Genomic DNA, 16,386 nt, shown 5'->3' on the forward strand with positions numbered 1-16,386 from the left:
GCTGCGCGCCGAGGTTGCCGATCACCTGGCTCAGGTCGGTTTCGCACAGGCCGATGGCCTCGACCTGGCGCAGTACGTCCTGGCCGCTCTGCTGGCACTGGCGCAGGGTGCTGGACACCTCGCCGGAGAGTCGGGCGACTTCCACGGTGCCAGGCACCAGCTCGGCATCCAGGGTGGTGGTGACCTGCTCGCTGGCGCTGGCGATCAGCTCCGAGGATTGCGCCAGGCTCTGCCCGCTCTCCTGGTTGGCGCTGGCGATGCTGGCCAGCTGCGGGGCATGGGCGGCGATGCCGACGGCGGCACCGAGGCTGGTGCGGATGCGCTGGTGCAGGCCATCGCTGAAGCGATTGAGGCGGCCCATCCAGGCCTGGCTTTCCGCCAGGCGGCTGGTCAGGTCGTGTTGGTTGAACAGCGCGCTGAGGGCTTCTTCGTCGCGAAGGCGCTGGGCGGGTTTGCGCAGTAACTGCAGCATGATGAGCTCCCTGAATGATCTGCAGGGAGCTGTGCAAGCACGGTGCCACTATCGGCGAAGCCTGTCACAAGCTTGGCGTCGATAATCCGTCTGATCAATTGCCTTGAGTTGGTGCAACTATCTGATTTTGTTCTATTTTGGTGCGGCTGGCTGGTGCCACAGTTCGCGCCGCGAGAAGGGCGTCAGCTGCGGCAGGTCGGGGTTCTGCAGCTCGATCACCAGGCGCCGATCGAGCCGGGCCTGGCGCAGGCTGGCACCGTGGTGGGCGTCGAACAGTCGCTCGAAGCTGCCGTCGGCGATCATCGCTTCCAGGCCGCGCCCGATGTCCGCGGCAAGGTCGGCGCGGGCGCGGGAGGTGAAGAAGTAGAGCGCGCTGGGATAGTGCAGGACGATATGCTCGTCGACTGCCAGCTTGAGCCCCTCGGCCTCGGCGCGCGCTTGTTCGTCCCAGGCCACCAGCACTTCCCGCGGGAACAGGTCGAAACGCCCGGCATTGAGCATGCGGAACAGGTTGGCGTAGTCCTGGCTGGTGACCACCTGCAGGCCATTGCTGCGCAGGATGGCGGTGTCCGGCCAGTCGCTGTGCTGGCCGAAACGCATGAGCTTGAGGTCGGCCAGCTGGCGCACCGTCTGCAGCCAGTGGCGGTCCTCCTCGCGCACCAGGGCCACGCGCCAGCCGGTCAGTCCCTTGTCTAGGGGGATGCGGATCGGCAGCAGGGCCTGCTCGCGTTCGCGGCTGGTCATGGCCCACATCACCTGCAGGCTGCCGTCGTTCTGCTCCAGCGCCTGTTCCGCGCGGCTCTGCGGCATATCCCGGGCGGACGGCTGCAGCTGGTGGCCGGCACCGCTCTTGTCCAGGGCCTGGCGCAGCAGTTCGAGCACATAGGCTTCGGGGGCGGTGCTGCCGGCGTGGCGCGGATAGACCAGGCGCTCGCCGGCCGGCAGCGAGGGGCTGCACAGCAGCATGAGCAGGGCGAGCAGGCGTAGGCGCATCGGGCGTTCCATGGCGGTGGTGGCTGGTATGCATGATGGCCGCCCGCCGGGGCACTGGCCAGTGCCTGCGTCACGACTCGGCTGGTGGCCTGGCCGCGGCAGTTGGCTGCGGAGTTGTCATCAGCCTGTCATGCATCCGTCATAGGCTCGCGCCATCCCAATCAAGGAGCGCGAAATGAAAGTGTTCAGCCTGACGGCATTGGCACTGGGCCTGGCTTCCGGCCTGGCAGTGGCCGATGTGCGTGTCGAAGGACCGATCGAGTACGGCGTGTTCGCCACCCAGTTCAAGGACCCTCAACCGGGGGAGCGGGTGCTGACCCGGGCCAACCAGCAGATCGAACAGACCGATGAGGTGCCGGCCCGCCTCGGGACCAAGTTCGGCGTGCGTTATCGCCTGTCCGGCAAGACGGAAAGCGGCGAGCCGCTGACGCTGATGTATTTCACTCCGGGCCTGATCGGGCCGGACGGGCGGCGCCAGGACAAGATCGAAGTGGTGCAGAAACTGGCCGCCGGTGCCGAGCAGGACGTGATGGCCTACGAGTTCACCGAGCGCTACGAAGTGGTGCCCGGCGAGTGGCAGTTCATGGTGTTCCAGGGCGATCGCAAGCTGGTCGAGCAGCGTTTCCAGGTGCGCTGATTCGGTCAGGCCAGGCGGCTGTGCAATTTGGTGCCGTTGAGCAGGTTGTCGGCCAGCGGGCAGCGCCGCTCGATTTCTTCGAGTAGCGCCTGCTTTTGTTCACGGTCAAGGTCGGCGTCGATCTCCACCTTGACCCTGAGTGCCTGGAAGCCGGGGCGCACGTCATTGCGCCGGCCCAGAAGTCCATCGGGGTCGTAGTCGGCCTCGATCTCGAAGCGCATACCGCGCAGGTTGATCTTCTGCTGATGGGCGATGTAGCGGCCCAGGGTGCCGAAACAGCCGGCGACCGCCGCCAGGATTATTTCCAGCGGGGTGGGGCCCAGGCCCTGACCGCCGGCATTGGCGGGCTGGTCCATGACCACCCGATAGTCGCCGCATTGCACTTCGATACTCATGCCGGCCTGCATGTGCCCATGGGCGCCGATGGTCTTGATCGTCATGCCTGCCCCCTCGTCGTACTGCCATTTGCGTTGCCAGAGCATAGGACGCCCCGAGACCGGGGCGTTGATTCTGGTCAAGCAAGGCGCAATGTCCGCTTCGGCCGTTCGGTCGATACCCGGACGCAGCGTGCGCCTGGCTGACTATGCTGTGAGGAGCGGCGGGTCGGCGAGGGTGCGGGCGTGCAGGAGGGTAGACAGATCCTGGTGGTGGACGATGATGGCGAGGTGCGCCGCTTACTCGAGGACTACCTTGGCGGACATGGCTATCAGGTGCACACCTGTGCCGACAGCACGGGCATGCGCCAGGCCCTGCAGGCTGGCCTCCCCGACCTGGTATTGCTGGATGTCGGCCTGCCTGGCGAGGACGGCCTGAGCCTGGCGCGCTTTTTGCGCGAACACCATGACCTGCCGGTGATCATGATTTCCGGAGCCGGCAGTGCGCTTGATCGGATCATCGGTCTGGAAGTGGGGGCCGACGACTACCTGGGCAAGCCCTTCGATCCGCGTGAACTGCTGGCCCGGGTGAAAACCGTGTTGCGCCGCTATCAGCGCCCGGGTGCCCGGGAGGTCGACGCCGAGGGAGGGGAGAGCATTCGCCTCGGTCGCTATCGTCTCGAGCTGCAGCGACGGCAGCTGTACGACGAGCAGGGCCATGAGGTCGAATTGACCGCCATGGAATTCGATCTGTTGCAGGCATTCGCCCAGCGGCCCAACCGCCCGCTGTCGCGGGATCAGTTGCTCAACCTGACGCAGAATCGCGACTGGAATCCTTATGACCGCTCCATCGATATCCGTATCGCCCGCCTGCGTCGCAAGCTGGAGGACGACCCGGAAAAGCCGCAGATCATTCGCACCCTGCGCGGCGTGGGCTACATGCTGGTAGTCGGTCCGTCACATTGAACGGGCGCCGCTGAAGGTTATCTGCCAGGCGCTCGCGGCAAGCTGCTCTGCCCGCGGTGGTGGGTGTCGCTCGGGTTTTTCACGATCGACCGCCCCTGTTTCAATTGTTTCAGTCTGGTTGTCGAGCGTCGTACCATCAGCTGCGGTTCCTATACTCCGGACAGAGTATCCGTGCGGAGACGCAGCATGAACCAACCGGTTCCGGCGCTGGTGGCCAGCGCCCCGGATCATCCGTTACGGCAGATCGTCGATAACAGCAGCGCGGTGATCTACATCAAGGACCTGCAGGGCCGCTATCAGCTGGTCAATCGCGCCTTCGAGCGGTTCTTCCAGCTGAGCGCCGAGCAGGTACTGGGGCGCAGCGATCACGAGTTATTCCCCGCCACCGTCGCCGATGCCCTGCGCAACAATGACCTGTGTGTGACCAGTCTCGGTCATTCCATCGAGTTCGAGGAACAACTGATACTGCGGGATAGTTCCTGGGTCTATTTGTCGAGCAAGTTTCCCCTGTACGACGAGCAGGGTCGGGTCATTGCCGTGTGTGGCATCTCCACCGACATCAGCGAACGCAAGCGCGTCGAAGAGGCGTTGCGGCATGTCGCCCTGGGTGTCAGCGCCGCCACCGGCGAGGCGGTGTTCGAAGCCATTGCGCGCTATATGGCACGTTCGCTGCGCGCCGATTTCGCCTTCGTCAGTCGCGTCAACGAGGGTTCGCCGTTGAGTTTGACGACCCTGGCGCTGTACCACGCGGGCAAGCTGCACGGCAATGTCACCTACGAGCTGCCGGGTACGCCTTGCGAGGAGGTGTTCAACAAGGCCTTCCACTTCGTCGAAAGTGGCCTGCTCGAACGCTATCCGGATGACGGCGTGCTGACGGCCTTTGGCGTCGACAGCTATGCCGGTTACCCGCTGTTCGCCAGCGATGGCAGGCCGCTGGGGCTGATCGCCGCCGGCCGTTGCCGGCCCATGCAGGATCGCAGCCGGGCGGAGTCGATCCTGCGCATCTTCTCGGTACGGGCTGCCGCCGAGTTGCAGCGTCTGGATGCCGAGGCCAGTTATCGCTCGATCTTCGAGGCGTCGGCGGATGCGATCTTCGTCCATGACCTGAACAGCTATGCCCTGGTGGACATCAATCCGCGGGCCTGCGAGATCTATGGTTACGCTCATGCGGACATGTTGCGTATGGACATTGAAGCGTTCAGTGCCGGCTATTCACCCTATACCGGCGCAGATGCCGTGCGTTGGTTGGCCCGGGCCCGCGATGAAGGACCGCAGCGTTTCGAGTGGCTCAGGCGCAACCGCGATGGCAGCCTGCACTGGGACGAGGTGTTCCTCAAGCGCGCGAGCATCGCCGGCGTCGACCGGATTCTCGCCTTTACCCGCGAGATCAGCCAACGCAAGGAGGCCGAAAGCGCCCTGCGTGCCAGCGAGCAGCAGTACCGCACCATCGTTAGCAGTGCGCTGGACTGCATCATCGGCATGGATGCCCAGGGACGCATCACCACCTTCAATCCGGCAGCCGAACAGTGTTTCGGTTATACGGCGGGTGAAGTGCTGGGGCAGCCGCTGGCAGAATTGCTGATCCCGCCGCGCCATCGGGATGCCCATCGTCTGGGCTTCCAGCGCTTTCTCGAGACGGGACAGGGGGCGCTTCTCGGCCAGCGGGTGGAAGTCTGTGCGCAGCGTGCCGATGGCCAGGAGTTTCCTGCCGAGCTGGCGATCTCGATGGTGCAAGGTGCCGAAGGACCGCAGATTATCGGCATTCTGCGCGATATCACCGAGCGTCAACAGGCCGAATCCCGGCGCGCGGAACTGGAGCAACAGTTGCGCCAGGCCCAGCGCATGGAAGCCATAGGCCATCTGACCGGTGGCATCGCCCATGATTTCAACAATCTGCTGACCAGTATGCTCGGCTACACGGTGATGGCTGAGGAGTTGGCCGAAAAGCAGGACGATGAGCGCTTGGGCCGTTATTTGAGCCGCGTGCAACACTCGGCGGAAAAGGCCCGCGATCTGATCCAGCAAATGCTTACCTTCAGTCGCGGCAGCCGGGGTCAGCCGCAGCCGGTGGCGCTGGGCAAGCTGATCGGGGAATTCCGTCAGTTGCTGCAATCGACCCTGCCAACCAGCGTGGAAATCGAGATGAATCTGGCCCAGGATCTGCCGTCAGCCCTGGTCGATCCGGTGCAGCTGGAGCAGGTGCTGATGAACCTGTGCATCAATGCCCGCGATGCCATGGGCAGCGTAGGCCGGCTGCAGATTGCCCTGCAACGGGTGGTCCAGCCGCGCAATACCTGCGCCTCCTGCCTGCAGACGTTCAATGGCGACTACCTGATGCTGTCGGTGCAGGACAGCGGGCCCGGTATCAGTGGGCCGGTTCAATCGCGCATGTTCGAACCGTTTTTTACCACCAAGGCGCCCGGCCAGGGCAGCGGCATGGGACTGTCCATGGTGCACGGCATCGTCCATGAGTACGGCGGGCATATCCTGTTGGACAGCCGCGCGGGCGAGGGCGCCAGTTTCAAGGTGTTGATTCCGCCGCTGGTGCAAGCTGACACTCAGGCGTCTGCGGGCAGCCCGAGCCTGCTCCAGGAGGGCCAGCAGACCCGTTGGCGCGGGCGGGTCGCGGTGGTCGACGACGAGGGCATGGTGGCCGAGTTCATGGCCGAACGCCTGAGCCAATGGGGGCTCGACGTGTGCCTGTGGTGCGATGCCGAACAGGCCTCGGAGCAGTTGCTCAGCGATCCATACGCCTGGGACCTGGTGATTCTCGACCAGTGCATGCCCCGCCTGACGGGGCTGCAGTTGGCCCGCCGGCTGCTGGCCGCTCGTGCCGACCTGCCGATTGCCCTCTATACCGGTTTCAGCGAGCAACTCGATGAAGCCGAAGTGTTGGCCCAGGGTATCCGTGCGCTGCTGCGCAAGCCCCTGGATCAGGCCCGGCTGCATGCCTGGTTGCGCACGATCCTGCCCAGTGACACCGACTGAAACCATAGGCATACAAAGGCTGAACACGCCGCCATCGCGCAGATACATACGCGGCGCAACCTGACCTCAACTGCAGATAACTCTGCAGCTTCCCGAGACAGAGGCAGGAAACCCGCATGAAACGCTATGTGATCGAACGTCATATCCCCAACGCCGGGCAGATGAGCCCGAGCGAACTGAGCCTGGCCGCGCAGCACTCCCATCAGGTGCTCAAGGGCCTGGGTTGCGACATCCAGTGGCTGCACTCCTATGTCACCGCCGACAAGCTGTTCTGTGTCTATTTGGCGAAAAGCCCCGAGCTGATTCAGCGCCACGCACAGATCAGCGGTTTTCCGGCTGACCGCATCTGCGAAGTGCGCAGCGTACTCGATCCCAGTTGTGCAACTGCTTAAACCCGCGTGCCTGAACCGGCCCATAAGCGGCACGGTAGCCAAGAGGTCTAAACCATGAAACGCCTTGCGATCTTTCTCTATGGCGTCGGCAGTTATGCCGTATTTTTCGCCACCTTCCTGTATGCCATTGCCTTCGTTGGCAACTGCCCGCTACTGCCGCGCACGCTCGACGGCGCGCCCCAACTGCCGACGCTGCAGGCCCTGACCATCGATATTCTGCTGCTGGCGGCATTCGCCGTGCAGCACAGCCTGATGGCGCGGCCGGTGTTCAAGCGTTGGTGGCTAGGGTTGGTGCCCGAGGCTGCGGAGCGCAGCACTTATGTGCTGTTTTCCAGCCTGGCGTTGATCCTGCTGTTCAGCTACTGGCAGCCGATCGGGGGCGTGTTGTGGGCGGTGGAAAATTCCGTCGGTCGCGGGCTGTTCTATGCGGCGTTCGCCTTTGGCTGGTTGTTGGTGCTCTACAGTACCTTCCTGATCAACCACTTCGACCTGTTTGGTCTGCGTCAGGTCTGGCTGCAACTGTTCGGCAAGCCCTATACGGTGCTGCCGTTCAAGACCCCGGCGCTCTATCGCATCGTGCGCCATCCGCTGTATGTCGGTTGGTTCTTCGCTTTCTGGGCGACGCCCGACATGAGTATGACCCATGTACTGTTCGCGCTGATGATCACGGTCTATATCCTCTCGGCGATCCAGTTGGAGGAGCGCGACTTGTGCGAGGCGCACCCGGAGTACGAAGCTTATCGCCGCGAGGTGCCGATGCTGATACCGGGTTTCAACCGACGTCGCCGAGCCCAGGCCGATGATGAAGCAGCGGCCTGAGCACTAAGACCCATAAACGACAAGGGCGCCAATCGGCGCCCTTGTCGTTTATGCGGGAATGGCTTACTTGCCGATTCAGCGCTTGAGCACCAAGGTGGCGTTGGTGCCGGCAAGACCGAAGCTGTTGCTCAGCTCGGCATTGTTGCCAGGCTACAACAGTCGGCTGCGCAGTTGTCATCAGCCTGTCGTGCATCCGTCATAGGCTCGCGCCATCGCAGTCATGACGGCATTGGCACTGGGCCTGGCTTCTGGCCTGGCAGTGGCCGATGTGCGTGTCGAAGGACCGATCGAGTACGGCGTGTTCGCCACCCAGTTCAAGGACCCTCAACCGGGGGAGCGGGTGCTGACCCGGGCCAACCAGCAGATCGAACAGACCGATGAGGTGCCGGCCCGCCTCGGGACCAAGTTCGGCGTGCGTTATCGCCTGTCCGGCAAGACGGAAAGCGGCGAGCCGCTGACGCTGATGTATTTCACTCCGGGCCTGATCGGGCCGGACGGGCGGCGCCAGGACAAGATCGAAGTGGTGCAGAAACTGGCCGCCGGTGCCGAGCAGGACGTGATGGCCTACGAGTTCACCGAGCGCTACGAAGTGGTGCCCGGCGAGTGGCAGTTCATGGTGTTCCAGGGCGATCGCAAGCTGGTCGAGCAGCGTTTTCAAGTGCGCTGAAATTGACTGTGCTGGGCAAAACCCGGGCATGGTGATGTCCGGTTTTTTTATGCGTGGCTCATTCAAGACCCGTGCGCACTAGTCGATAAGTTGAATAGAAGCCGGGCGTAATTCCATTTAAGTTGATCTTAAGAATCGACGCCTATCTTCCCTCACTCGTACTTAGTCATCAGGTGCAGCCCATGTCTTTGAGAAATATGAAAATCGCAACTCGTTCCGGGTTAGGTTTCGCGGTACTTGCCTTGCTGGTTCTGGTTGTCGGTGGTTTCTCGCTGATGCAGATGAATCGCATGAACAAGCAGTCCAGCGAAGTCAACGAAATCTGGGTGCCCGCCATTCTCGCGCTGGACGAGATGAGCCAGGATTTCCTGCGGGTCCGCGCCATGACCTTGCGGTTGCTGCTGATCCGTGATGAGCAGGCCATGCAGGCCAATGAGCAGCGCGTGGAAGAAATGAAGCGCTCCATGGATGCGGCGCAGGCCCGTTACGAGGCGCTGATCACCCTGCCGGAAGAGCGGGTGGCCTACGAGAAGTTCAAGAAGGCCAAAGACCTGTACATGCGCGAACAGATGCGCATCATGGATTATTCACGCAAGGACATGCTGGACGAAGCGCTTGCCGTTGCCGCAGGTGAGCTCAACCAGCATGCCGACCAGGTCACCCGCGAGCTGGTGACGCTGACCAAGCTGAACACCGAGGGCGTGACAGCCGCCGCCACGCAGACCGAGACAGTCTTCAACAGCGCCACCCAATTGGTGATCCTGCTGCTCGTGGCAGCGATTGCCGCCACCATCTTCCTCGCCCTGATGCTCACCCGCAGCATCGTCCGGCCGCTGACCCAGGCGGTGGAGGTGGCCAATGTGGTGGCCTCCGGCGACCTGAGCCAGACCATCCAGGTCGAGGGCGAGGATGAACCCGCGCAGCTGCTGACCGCCCTGCGCAGCATGCAGCAGAGCCTGCGGACCACCATCCAGAGCATTGCCGACTCGTCCAACCAGCTGGCCTCCGCCTCGGAAGAACTGCACGCGGTGACCGAAGACTCCACCCGCGGCCTGCACCAGCAGAACAACGAGATCGAGCAGGCGGCGACCGCGGTCAACGAGATGACCGCGGCGGTGGAAGAGGTGGCGCGCAATGCGGTGAGCACCTCGGAAGCCTCCAAGGAGACCGATCAGACCGCCCAGCAGGGCCGCGAGCAGGTGCGCCAGACCGTCGATTCGATCAGCCATCTGGCCGCGGATGTGACGGCCACGGCCGACGAGGTCGAGCAACTGGCCAGCCGGGTGCGCGACATCAGCCAGGTTCTCGACGTGATCCGCTCCATCGCCGAACAGACCAACCTGCTCGCCCTCAACGCGGCGATCGAGGCGGCACGCGCCGGTGACGCCGGCCGCGGCTTTGCCGTGGTGGCCGACGAGGTGCGGGCGCTGGCCCATCGCACGCAGCAGTCGACCCAGGAAATCGAGCAGATGATCGGTGGCATCCAGCAGGGCACCGAGCGCTCGGTGAGCTCCATGCAGAACAGCAACCTGCGCGCGCGCTCGACCCTGGAAGTCGCCCGCGAAGCCGGGGTGGCGCTGGAGAACATCACCCAGGCCATCGCCTCGATCAACGAGCGCAACCTGGTGATCGCCAGCGCCTCGGAAGAGCAGGCCCAGGTCGCCCGCGAGGTCGATCGCAACCTGGTGAACATCCGCGACCTGTCGCTGCAGACCTCTGCCGGCGCCAACCAGACCAGTGCGGCCAGCCAGGAGCTGTCGCGGCTGGCGATCGACATGAACAACCTGGTGGCGCGCTTCCGCATCTGAGGCGTGATAGACGGCCTGCTGGCATCTGCCCGGCGGGCCGGCCGCAGCCGCTGCTGCGCGACTGAAGGGTGTGCAGGGGGTTGCTGGGCGCGGCTTTAGCCGCGATCAGGCTGATGGCGCAGCCTCTTTCGCGGCTAAAGCCGCTCCTACGAGATGTGGCCTGCGTCGAGAGTCTGGGTACAGGGTTGTTTCACGGGGGCTGCCGCTCGGTGCAGCAAGCCGCTGAATCGCCTGGTTCGCCCGTAATCCGTCAGCCTGCCAGCGAGCCAATAAAAAACGGCGCCCTGGGGCGCCGTTTTCATCTGCGCTGAATCACTCAGCCTTTGTAGCGCTGCATCACCAGGGTGGCGTTGGTGCCGCCAAAGCCGAAGCTGTTGCTCATCACGGTATTGAGCTCGGCATTCTCGCGGGTCTGGCGCAGGATCGGCATGTCGGCCACTTCCGGGTCCAGTTCGTCGATGTTGGCCGAGCCGGCGATGAACTTGCCTTCCATCATCAGCAGGCAGTAGATCGCTTCCTGCACGCCGGCGGCGCCCAGCGAGTGACCGGACAGGCTCTTGGTCGAGCTGATCGGCGGCGCCTTGTCGCCGAACACTTCGCGTACGCCGCGGATTTCCGCGACATCGCCCACCGGGGTGGAAGTGCCGTGGGTGTTCAGGTAGTCGATCGGGCCGTTGACGGTGGCCAGGGCCTGGCGCATGCAGCGCACCGCGCCTTCGCCGCTCGGGGCGACCATGTCGTAGCCGTCGCTGGTGGCGCCGTAACCGACGATTTCCGCGTAGATCTTGGCGCCGCGCTTGAGGGCGTGCTCCAGTTCCTCGACCACCACCATGCCGCCACCACCGGCGATGACGAAACCGTCACGCTTGGCGTCGTAGGCGCGCGAGGCCTTCTCCGGGGTGTCGTTGTACTGGGTGGAGAGGGCGCCCATGGCGTCGAACAGGCAGCTCTGGCTCCAGTGCTCCTCTTCACCGCCACCGGCGAAGACGATGTCCTGCTTGCCCAGCTGGATCTGCTCCATGGCCTGGCCGATGCAATGCGCGCTGGTGGCGCAGGCCGAGGAGATGGAGAAGTTCACGCCCTTGATCTGGAACGGCGTGGCCAGGCAGGCGGAAACGGTGCTGCCCATGGTGCGGGTAACGCGGTATGGGCCGATACGCTTGACGCCTTTTTCGCGCAGGGTATCGATGGCTTCCATCTGGTTCAGGGTCGAAGCCCCGCCGGAGCCGGCGATCAGGCCGGTACGCGGGTTGGAGACCTGCTCGGGAGTGAGCCCGGAATCCTTGATCGCCTGTTCCATCGACAGGTAGGCGTAGGCCGCGGCATCACCCATGAAGCGCAGGATCTTGCGGTCGATCAGCTCCTCGAGGTTGAGATCGACCGAGCCGGATACCTGGCTACGCAGACCGTGTTCAGCGTAGGCCGGATTGAAGCGGATACCCGCCTTGCTGGCACGCAGGCTGGCGGAAACGGTGTCTTTGTCATTGCCCAGGCAGGAAACGATGCCCAGACCGGTGATCACGACGCGGCGCATGGCGAAAAGTCCTTCAGAAACTGTCGGTAGAGGTGAACAGGCCGACGCGCAAGCCTTCGGCACTGTAGATCTCGCGGCCATCGACGCTGACGGTGCCATCGGCGATGCCGAGGACCAGCGAGCGGCTGATGGTGCGCTTGATATGAATGTTGTAGGTGATCTTCTTGGCGGTGGGCAGTACCTGGCCGAAGAATTTCACTTCGCCGGAACCCAGGGCGCGACCGCGGCCCGGATTGCCCTGCCAGCCGAGGTAGAAGCCGACCAGCTGCCACATGGCGTCGAGGCCCAGGCAGCCCGGCATCACCGGGTCACCCTCGAAGTGGCAGGCGAAGAACCACAGGTCCGGGTTGATATCGAGCTCGGCGACGATTTCGCCCTTGCCATACTTGCCGCCGGTGTCGCTGATGTGAACGATGCGGTCGATCATCAGCATGTTGGGGGCGGGCAGTTGCGCATTACCCGGGCCGAACAGCTCGCCACGGCTACAGCGCAGCAGGTCTTCCCGGGTGAAGGCGTTTTGCTTGGTCATGCGAGCTCCTCAATGGCCCCGCCGCACGGGGCTAAGCGATACATCCTGGTTGCCGCAGGCCGTGGGCATCTGTCGGCAGCGTAGTCATAGACTGTTGCGTCGTGGTGAAAGTCACAGTTCGATGTGAACACTTGTAACCTCGATTGCCCTCCGGCGCCATGACGCCCGACAAGGTTGACATTAGCACTCTCGATGACTGTTTTTGTGTAGCCAGCGAAGCAGTATGCGCTCCAGGTCGGCACGCTTGAACGGTTTGGCCAGGTAATCGTTCATCCCGGCCTGCAGACAGGCCTCGCGATCGCCCTGCAGGGCATTGGCCGTGAGGGCGATGATCGGCGTATTAGCATACGCACGCAGCTGGCGAATCTGCCGGGTGGCTTCGTAACCATCCATGACCGGCAGGCGGCAATCCATCAGGATGGCCGCGTAGTGATGCTGGCTGGCGCTGTGCACGGCCTGCAGGCCATCGCCGACCAGGCTGACCTGGTAGCCGAGGCTGCGCAGCATGGCCTCGATCACGGTCTGGTTGACCGGGTTGTCTTCCACCAGCAGCACTTCCTCGCCTTCACCGCGGTAGCCGAGCGGCTGGTTGGCCTGCGGTTCGATGCTCGGGCGCAGGCTGAAGGGCAGGGGGATCTCCAGGGTGAAGACCGAGCCCACGCCTTCGCTGCTGTGGGCATGCAGCGTGCCGCCCATGCGTTCGGCCAGGGTGCGGGCGATCGACAGGCCCAGGCCGGTGCCGCCATAACGCCGGGAAATCGAGGTGTCGGCCTGCTGGAAGGCATCGAACATGCGTTCCAGGCGCTGCGGGGCGATGCCGATACCGCTGTCGTGTACCGCGCAGGTGAACCACAGCACCTGCTCATCCAGCGGCTGCCAGCGGGTTTCGATGCGGATGCCACCTTCCTCGGTGAATTTCAGCGCGTTTCCCAGCAGGTTGACCAGAATCTGGCGGATGCGCGTGGGATCGCCCTGCACCTCGAACTGCTCCAGGCCCGGCTGGCTCTCCAGGCGCAGGTGCAGGCCATGCTGCTGGGCGCTGTGCTGGAACACCTGGATCGAACCCTGCAGCAGCTCCAGCAGGTTGAACGGAATCCGCTCCAGTTCGAGGGCATCGCGCTCGATGCGGGAGAAGTCGAGGATGTCGTTGATGACCTTGAGTAGGTGCTCCGTCGACTCGGTGGCCAGTGCCGCGTACTCGGCCTGCTCGTCGTTCAGCGGGGTGGTTTCCAGCAGCTGCAGCATGCCCAGCACGCCGTTCATCGGCGTGCGCAGCTCGTGGCTCATCATCGCCAGGAAGTCGGACTTGGCCCGGTTGGCCTGCTCGGCCTCCTCGCGGGTCTTGATCAGCTGGGTCATGGCCAGCTGCTGTTCGTGGCTGGCGCTGGCCAGGCTGGCGGCCAGGTTGTTGATGTGGCGCGCCAGGGCGCCCAGTTCGCCGTTGGCGTTTTCCGCCAGCGGCGCCTGGTAGCGACCTTGCTGCAAGGCTTCCAGGGCGCGGCCCATGTTGCTGATCGGGCGGGCCAGGCGCAGGGCCAGCTGGCGTGCCAGCAGGAAGGTCAGCAGCAGGGCGATCAGGCTGAGTACGGCCGCCTTGAGCAGGATCGCCTGCTGCCGGCTGGAAAAGGCGTCGCCGGACATGCCGACCACCACCTGGCCGAGATAATCGGCGGCGTACTGCTCGCTCGGCAGCGGGCGACCGCTGGCCAGGGCGCTCTGCTGCGGACGGATGGGCGCCTTGAATACCTCGACGGCGGCATTGCTGTCGCTGTCCTGGCGCTCGACATAGACCAGGATGTTCTGCGCGCGGTCGCGCACCTCGAGGAAGCGCACATTGGGGGTTTGCAGGGTGGCGCGCAGCAGGCTTTCGAGGATCGCCGGGTTTTCCGTGACGACGCCGTACTCGACCGCCGGCGCCAGCTGGCTGGCGATCAGCTGGCCGGTTTGGTTCAGCTCCTCGCGCAGGTCCTGCAGGCGGGCCTGGGTGAACAGGCCGGCCAGCAGCAGGGTCAGCAGCAGGGCCGGGCCTACGCTGACCAGCTGGGTGCGGGTGTGGATGCTCCAGTTGCCGCGGTAGCTCATGACGTGCCCGCCTCGTCGGCACAAGGCACGCCGGTCGGGTGGTCATGGTGGCCGCATTCGCGCACTGGGGCGCCAATGTGGGAGGAGGAGTCTGGGGGGAATGCTGCGCAGCGCACAAAACGGCCTTGTTCGGGGCGGGTTCCGCGCATGTTAACCGAGATGCGTTGCTTTGCCAGCGCACGGCGGCATCTGCAACAAGGGCTGGCCGGCTGCCCGAGGCTCCGCAATAATGCTGCCCATTCGCCATCCCGATGGCTTCGTATGGATACATCATGACCGAGCAACAACCAGTCGCAGTGCTGGGCGGCGGCAGCTTTGGCACGGCCATTGCCAACCTGCTGGCCCAGAATGGCCAACACGTTCGCCAGTGGATGCGCGACCCGGAGCAGGCGGCCGCCATGCGCAGCCAGCGGGAAAACCCGCGCTACCTGAAGGGCGTGAAGCTGCACCCCGGCGTTGAGCCGGTAACCGACCTTGACGCGACCCTGGCCGCCTGCGAGCTGGTGTTCGTCGCCTTGCCATCCTCGGCGCTGCGCCAGGCCCTGCAGCCGGTGGCGGGGGCGCTGGCGGGCAAGCTGCTGGTCAGCACCACCAAGGGCATCGAGGCGCAGAGCTTCAAGCTGATGAGCCAGATCCTCGAAGAAGTGGCGCCGCAGGCCCGCATCGGTGTGCTCTCCGGGCCCAACCTGGCCCGGGAAATTGCCGAGCAGGCACTGACCGCGACGGTGATCGCCAGCGAGGACGAAGAACTGTGCACGCGCGTGCAGCAGGCCTTGCACGGGCGCACCTTCCGCGTCTATGCCAGCCGCGACCGCTTCGGCGTGGAGCTCGGCGGCGCGCTGAAGAACGTCTACGCGATCATCGCCGGCATGGCCGTGTCGCTGGGCATGGGCGAAAATACCAAGAGCATGCTGATCACCCGCGCGCTGGCGGAAATGACCCGTTTCGCGGTCAAGCTCGGCGCCAACCCGATGACCTTCCTCGGCCTGGCCGGGGTGGGTGACCTGATCGTCACCTGCTCCTCGCCCAAGAGCCGCAACTACCAGGTCGGCTTCGCCCTGGGCGAGGGCCTGAGCCTGGAAGAGGCCGTGGCCCGCCTGGGCGAAGTGGCCGAAGGGGTCAACACGATCAAGGTGCTGAAGAGCAAGGCCGAGGAACTGCAGGTCTACATGCCGCTGGTAGCCGGCTTGCACGCAATCCTGTTCGAAGGGCGTACTCTGGCCCAGGTGATCGAGGCCTTGATGCGCGGCGAGCCGAAGACCGACGTCGACTTCATTTCCACCAGCGGTTTCTGACACCTAGCGAGATCGGGAGAACGACATGACTGAACCAAGCAAAGAGCTGGAACGGGAATCCATCCTGCTGCGCATCCTGTGGATGGTGATTTTCGTCATCGTCTGGCAGCTGGCGGAAATCATCCTGGGCGGCGTGGTGCTGCTGCAGCTGGGTTATCGCCTGTTCTACGGTGCGCCCAACGGCGGCCTGCAGGGCTTTGGCGACAGCCTCAGCCAGTACCTGCAGCAGATCGGCCGCTTCGGCACCTTCAATACCGAAGAGAAGCCCTGGCCCTTCGCCGACTGGCCGGCCCCGCGCGCGCCGCAGGACAACCAACCGCACAGCATTCCGCCCGCGGCGCACCCGGTGGTGGACGAAGAGCCCAAGTTGTGAAGCTGTGGCTGCTGCGCCACGGCGAGGCGGAACCGCGTGCGCGCAGCGATGCCGAGCGCGCGCTGACCGAGCATGGGCGCAAGGAGGTGCGCCACGCGGCCAAGCACCTGCGCGAGAGGCCGCTGACGCAGATCCTGGTCAGCCCCTATCGGCGCGCCCAGCAGAGCGCCGAGCTGGTGCGCGAGAAGCTCGGCCTGTCGCTGCCGCTGACCACCCTCGACTGGCTGACCCCCGATGACGACCCGCGCCAGGTGCTGCGCCGGCTGGATGAATTCATGGCCGAGGAATTGCTCATCGTCAGCCACAACCCGCTGCTCGGCGCGCTGGCCGGGCTGCTGGTACATGGCCACCTGCAACAGCCCTTCACCCTGCACACGGCCAGCCTGATCTGCCTGGGTGGCGAGTTCCCGCTGGCCGGCGCGATGACCGTCGACGCCCTGTATCACCCGCACTAGGG

15 protein-coding genes are annotated in these 16,386 nt (G+C 64.4%); 10 read left to right on the forward strand and 5 right to left on the reverse strand.

The genetic code is table 11. From position 1 onward, the window contains the following. Positions 1-604: 604 nt before the first annotated feature. Positions 605-1,465, reverse strand: coding sequence for an ABC transporter substrate-binding protein (locus tag F3I16_RS15475; RefSeq protein ID WP_218573270.1), 861 nt, complete (start codon positions 1,463-1,465; stop codon positions 605-607). A gap of 175 nt (positions 1,466-1,640) precedes the next feature. On the opposite strand from F3I16_RS15475, the gene F3I16_RS15480 reads away from it, so the two are divergent. Further along, positions 1,641-2,102 (forward strand): DUF3859 domain-containing protein, encoded by a 462-nt coding sequence (locus tag F3I16_RS15480; protein WP_160494455.1) that lies wholly within the window; start codon positions 1,641-1,643, stop codon positions 2,100-2,102. Between the two features lie 5 nt (positions 2,103-2,107). Here the strand turns inward: F3I16_RS15480 and F3I16_RS15485 are convergent, their stop codons facing one another. Next, entirely contained in the window at positions 2,108-2,542 is a 435-nt protein-coding gene (locus tag F3I16_RS15485; RefSeq protein WP_160494456.1) for an OsmC family protein, read from the reverse strand. A 180-nt stretch (positions 2,543-2,722) separates the two neighbouring features. On the opposite strand from F3I16_RS15485, the gene F3I16_RS15490 reads away from it, so the two are divergent. The 6 genes from F3I16_RS15490 to F3I16_RS15515 all read left to right on the forward strand — a co-directional run bounded on the left by F3I16_RS15490 (position 2,723) and on the right by F3I16_RS15515 (position 10,116). Beyond that, positions 2,723-3,442, forward strand: a complete 720-nt coding sequence (locus F3I16_RS15490; protein WP_160494457.1) for a response regulator — start codon at positions 2,723-2,725, stop codon at positions 3,440-3,442. A gap of 186 nt (positions 3,443-3,628) precedes the next feature. Further along, entirely contained in the window at positions 3,629-6,430 is a 2,802-nt protein-coding gene (locus F3I16_RS15495) for a PAS domain S-box protein (RefSeq protein WP_160494458.1), read from the forward strand. Positions 6,431-6,546: 116 nt separating this feature from the next. Further along, positions 6,547-6,822 carry a DUF4242 domain-containing protein gene (locus F3I16_RS15500; protein ID WP_160080663.1) on the forward strand — a complete coding sequence of 92 codons (276 nt, stop codon included), beginning with the start codon at positions 6,547-6,549 and terminating at the stop codon, positions 6,820-6,822. Positions 6,823-6,876: 54 nt separating this feature from the next. After that, positions 6,877-7,641 carry a methanethiol S-methyltransferase gene (mddA, locus tag F3I16_RS15505; RefSeq protein ID WP_160494459.1) on the forward strand — a complete coding sequence of 255 codons (765 nt, stop codon included), beginning with the start codon at positions 6,877-6,879 and terminating at the stop codon, positions 7,639-7,641. Between the two features lie 220 nt (positions 7,642-7,861). Next, positions 7,862-8,308, forward strand: coding sequence for a DUF3859 domain-containing protein (locus F3I16_RS15510; RefSeq protein WP_160494460.1), 447 nt, complete (start codon positions 7,862-7,864; stop codon positions 8,306-8,308). A 182-nt stretch (positions 8,309-8,490) separates the two neighbouring features. Continuing rightward, the gene (locus F3I16_RS15515) at positions 8,491-10,116 is read left to right on the forward strand and encodes a methyl-accepting chemotaxis protein (RefSeq protein ID WP_160494461.1); all 1,626 of its coding nucleotides are present in this window, start codon (positions 8,491-8,493) and stop codon (positions 10,114-10,116) included. A gap of 316 nt (positions 10,117-10,432) precedes the next feature. Here the strand turns inward: F3I16_RS15515 and fabB are convergent, their stop codons facing one another. The 3 genes from fabB to F3I16_RS15530 form a co-directional block, all read right to left on the reverse strand. Further along, positions 10,433-11,650 (reverse strand): beta-ketoacyl-ACP synthase I, encoded by a 1,218-nt coding sequence (gene fabB / locus F3I16_RS15520; protein ID WP_160490540.1) that lies wholly within the window; start codon positions 11,648-11,650, stop codon positions 10,433-10,435. Between the two features lie 13 nt (positions 11,651-11,663). Then, a complete protein-coding gene (gene fabA, locus F3I16_RS15525; RefSeq protein ID WP_160080653.1) occupies positions 11,664-12,179 on the reverse strand; it encodes a 3-hydroxyacyl-[acyl-carrier-protein] dehydratase FabA in 516 nt (171 codons plus the stop codon). Positions 12,180-12,359: 180 nt separating this feature from the next. After that, positions 12,360-14,261 carry an ATP-binding protein gene (locus F3I16_RS15530; RefSeq protein WP_160494462.1) on the reverse strand — a complete coding sequence of 634 codons (1,902 nt, stop codon included), beginning with the start codon at positions 14,259-14,261 and terminating at the stop codon, positions 12,360-12,362. Between the two features lie 272 nt (positions 14,262-14,533). Between F3I16_RS15530 and F3I16_RS15535 the strand changes: the two genes are divergently transcribed. From F3I16_RS15535 to sixA, 3 genes are read left to right on the forward strand one after another with little or no spacing between them, the layout of a single operon-like run. Continuing rightward, positions 14,534-15,556, forward strand: a complete 1,023-nt coding sequence (locus F3I16_RS15535) for an NAD(P)H-dependent glycerol-3-phosphate dehydrogenase (protein WP_160494463.1) — start codon at positions 14,534-14,536, stop codon at positions 15,554-15,556. Positions 15,557-15,581: 25 nt separating this feature from the next. Beyond that, entirely contained in the window at positions 15,582-15,929 is a 348-nt protein-coding gene (locus F3I16_RS15540) for a DUF4389 domain-containing protein (protein WP_160494464.1), read from the forward strand. Next, positions 15,926-16,384 carry a phosphohistidine phosphatase SixA gene (sixA, locus tag F3I16_RS15545; RefSeq protein ID WP_160494465.1) on the forward strand — a complete coding sequence of 153 codons (459 nt, stop codon included), beginning with the start codon at positions 15,926-15,928 and terminating at the stop codon, positions 16,382-16,384. Before F3I16_RS15540 ends, sixA begins: the two co-directional genes overlap by 4 nt. Positions 16,385-16,386 lie beyond the last annotated feature (2 nt).

Origin of the sequence: Pseudomonas sp. L-22-4S-12 (assembly GCF_009799935.1) — a bacterium.
GTDB lineage: Bacteria > Pseudomonadota > Gammaproteobacteria > Pseudomonadales > Pseudomonadaceae > Aquipseudomonas.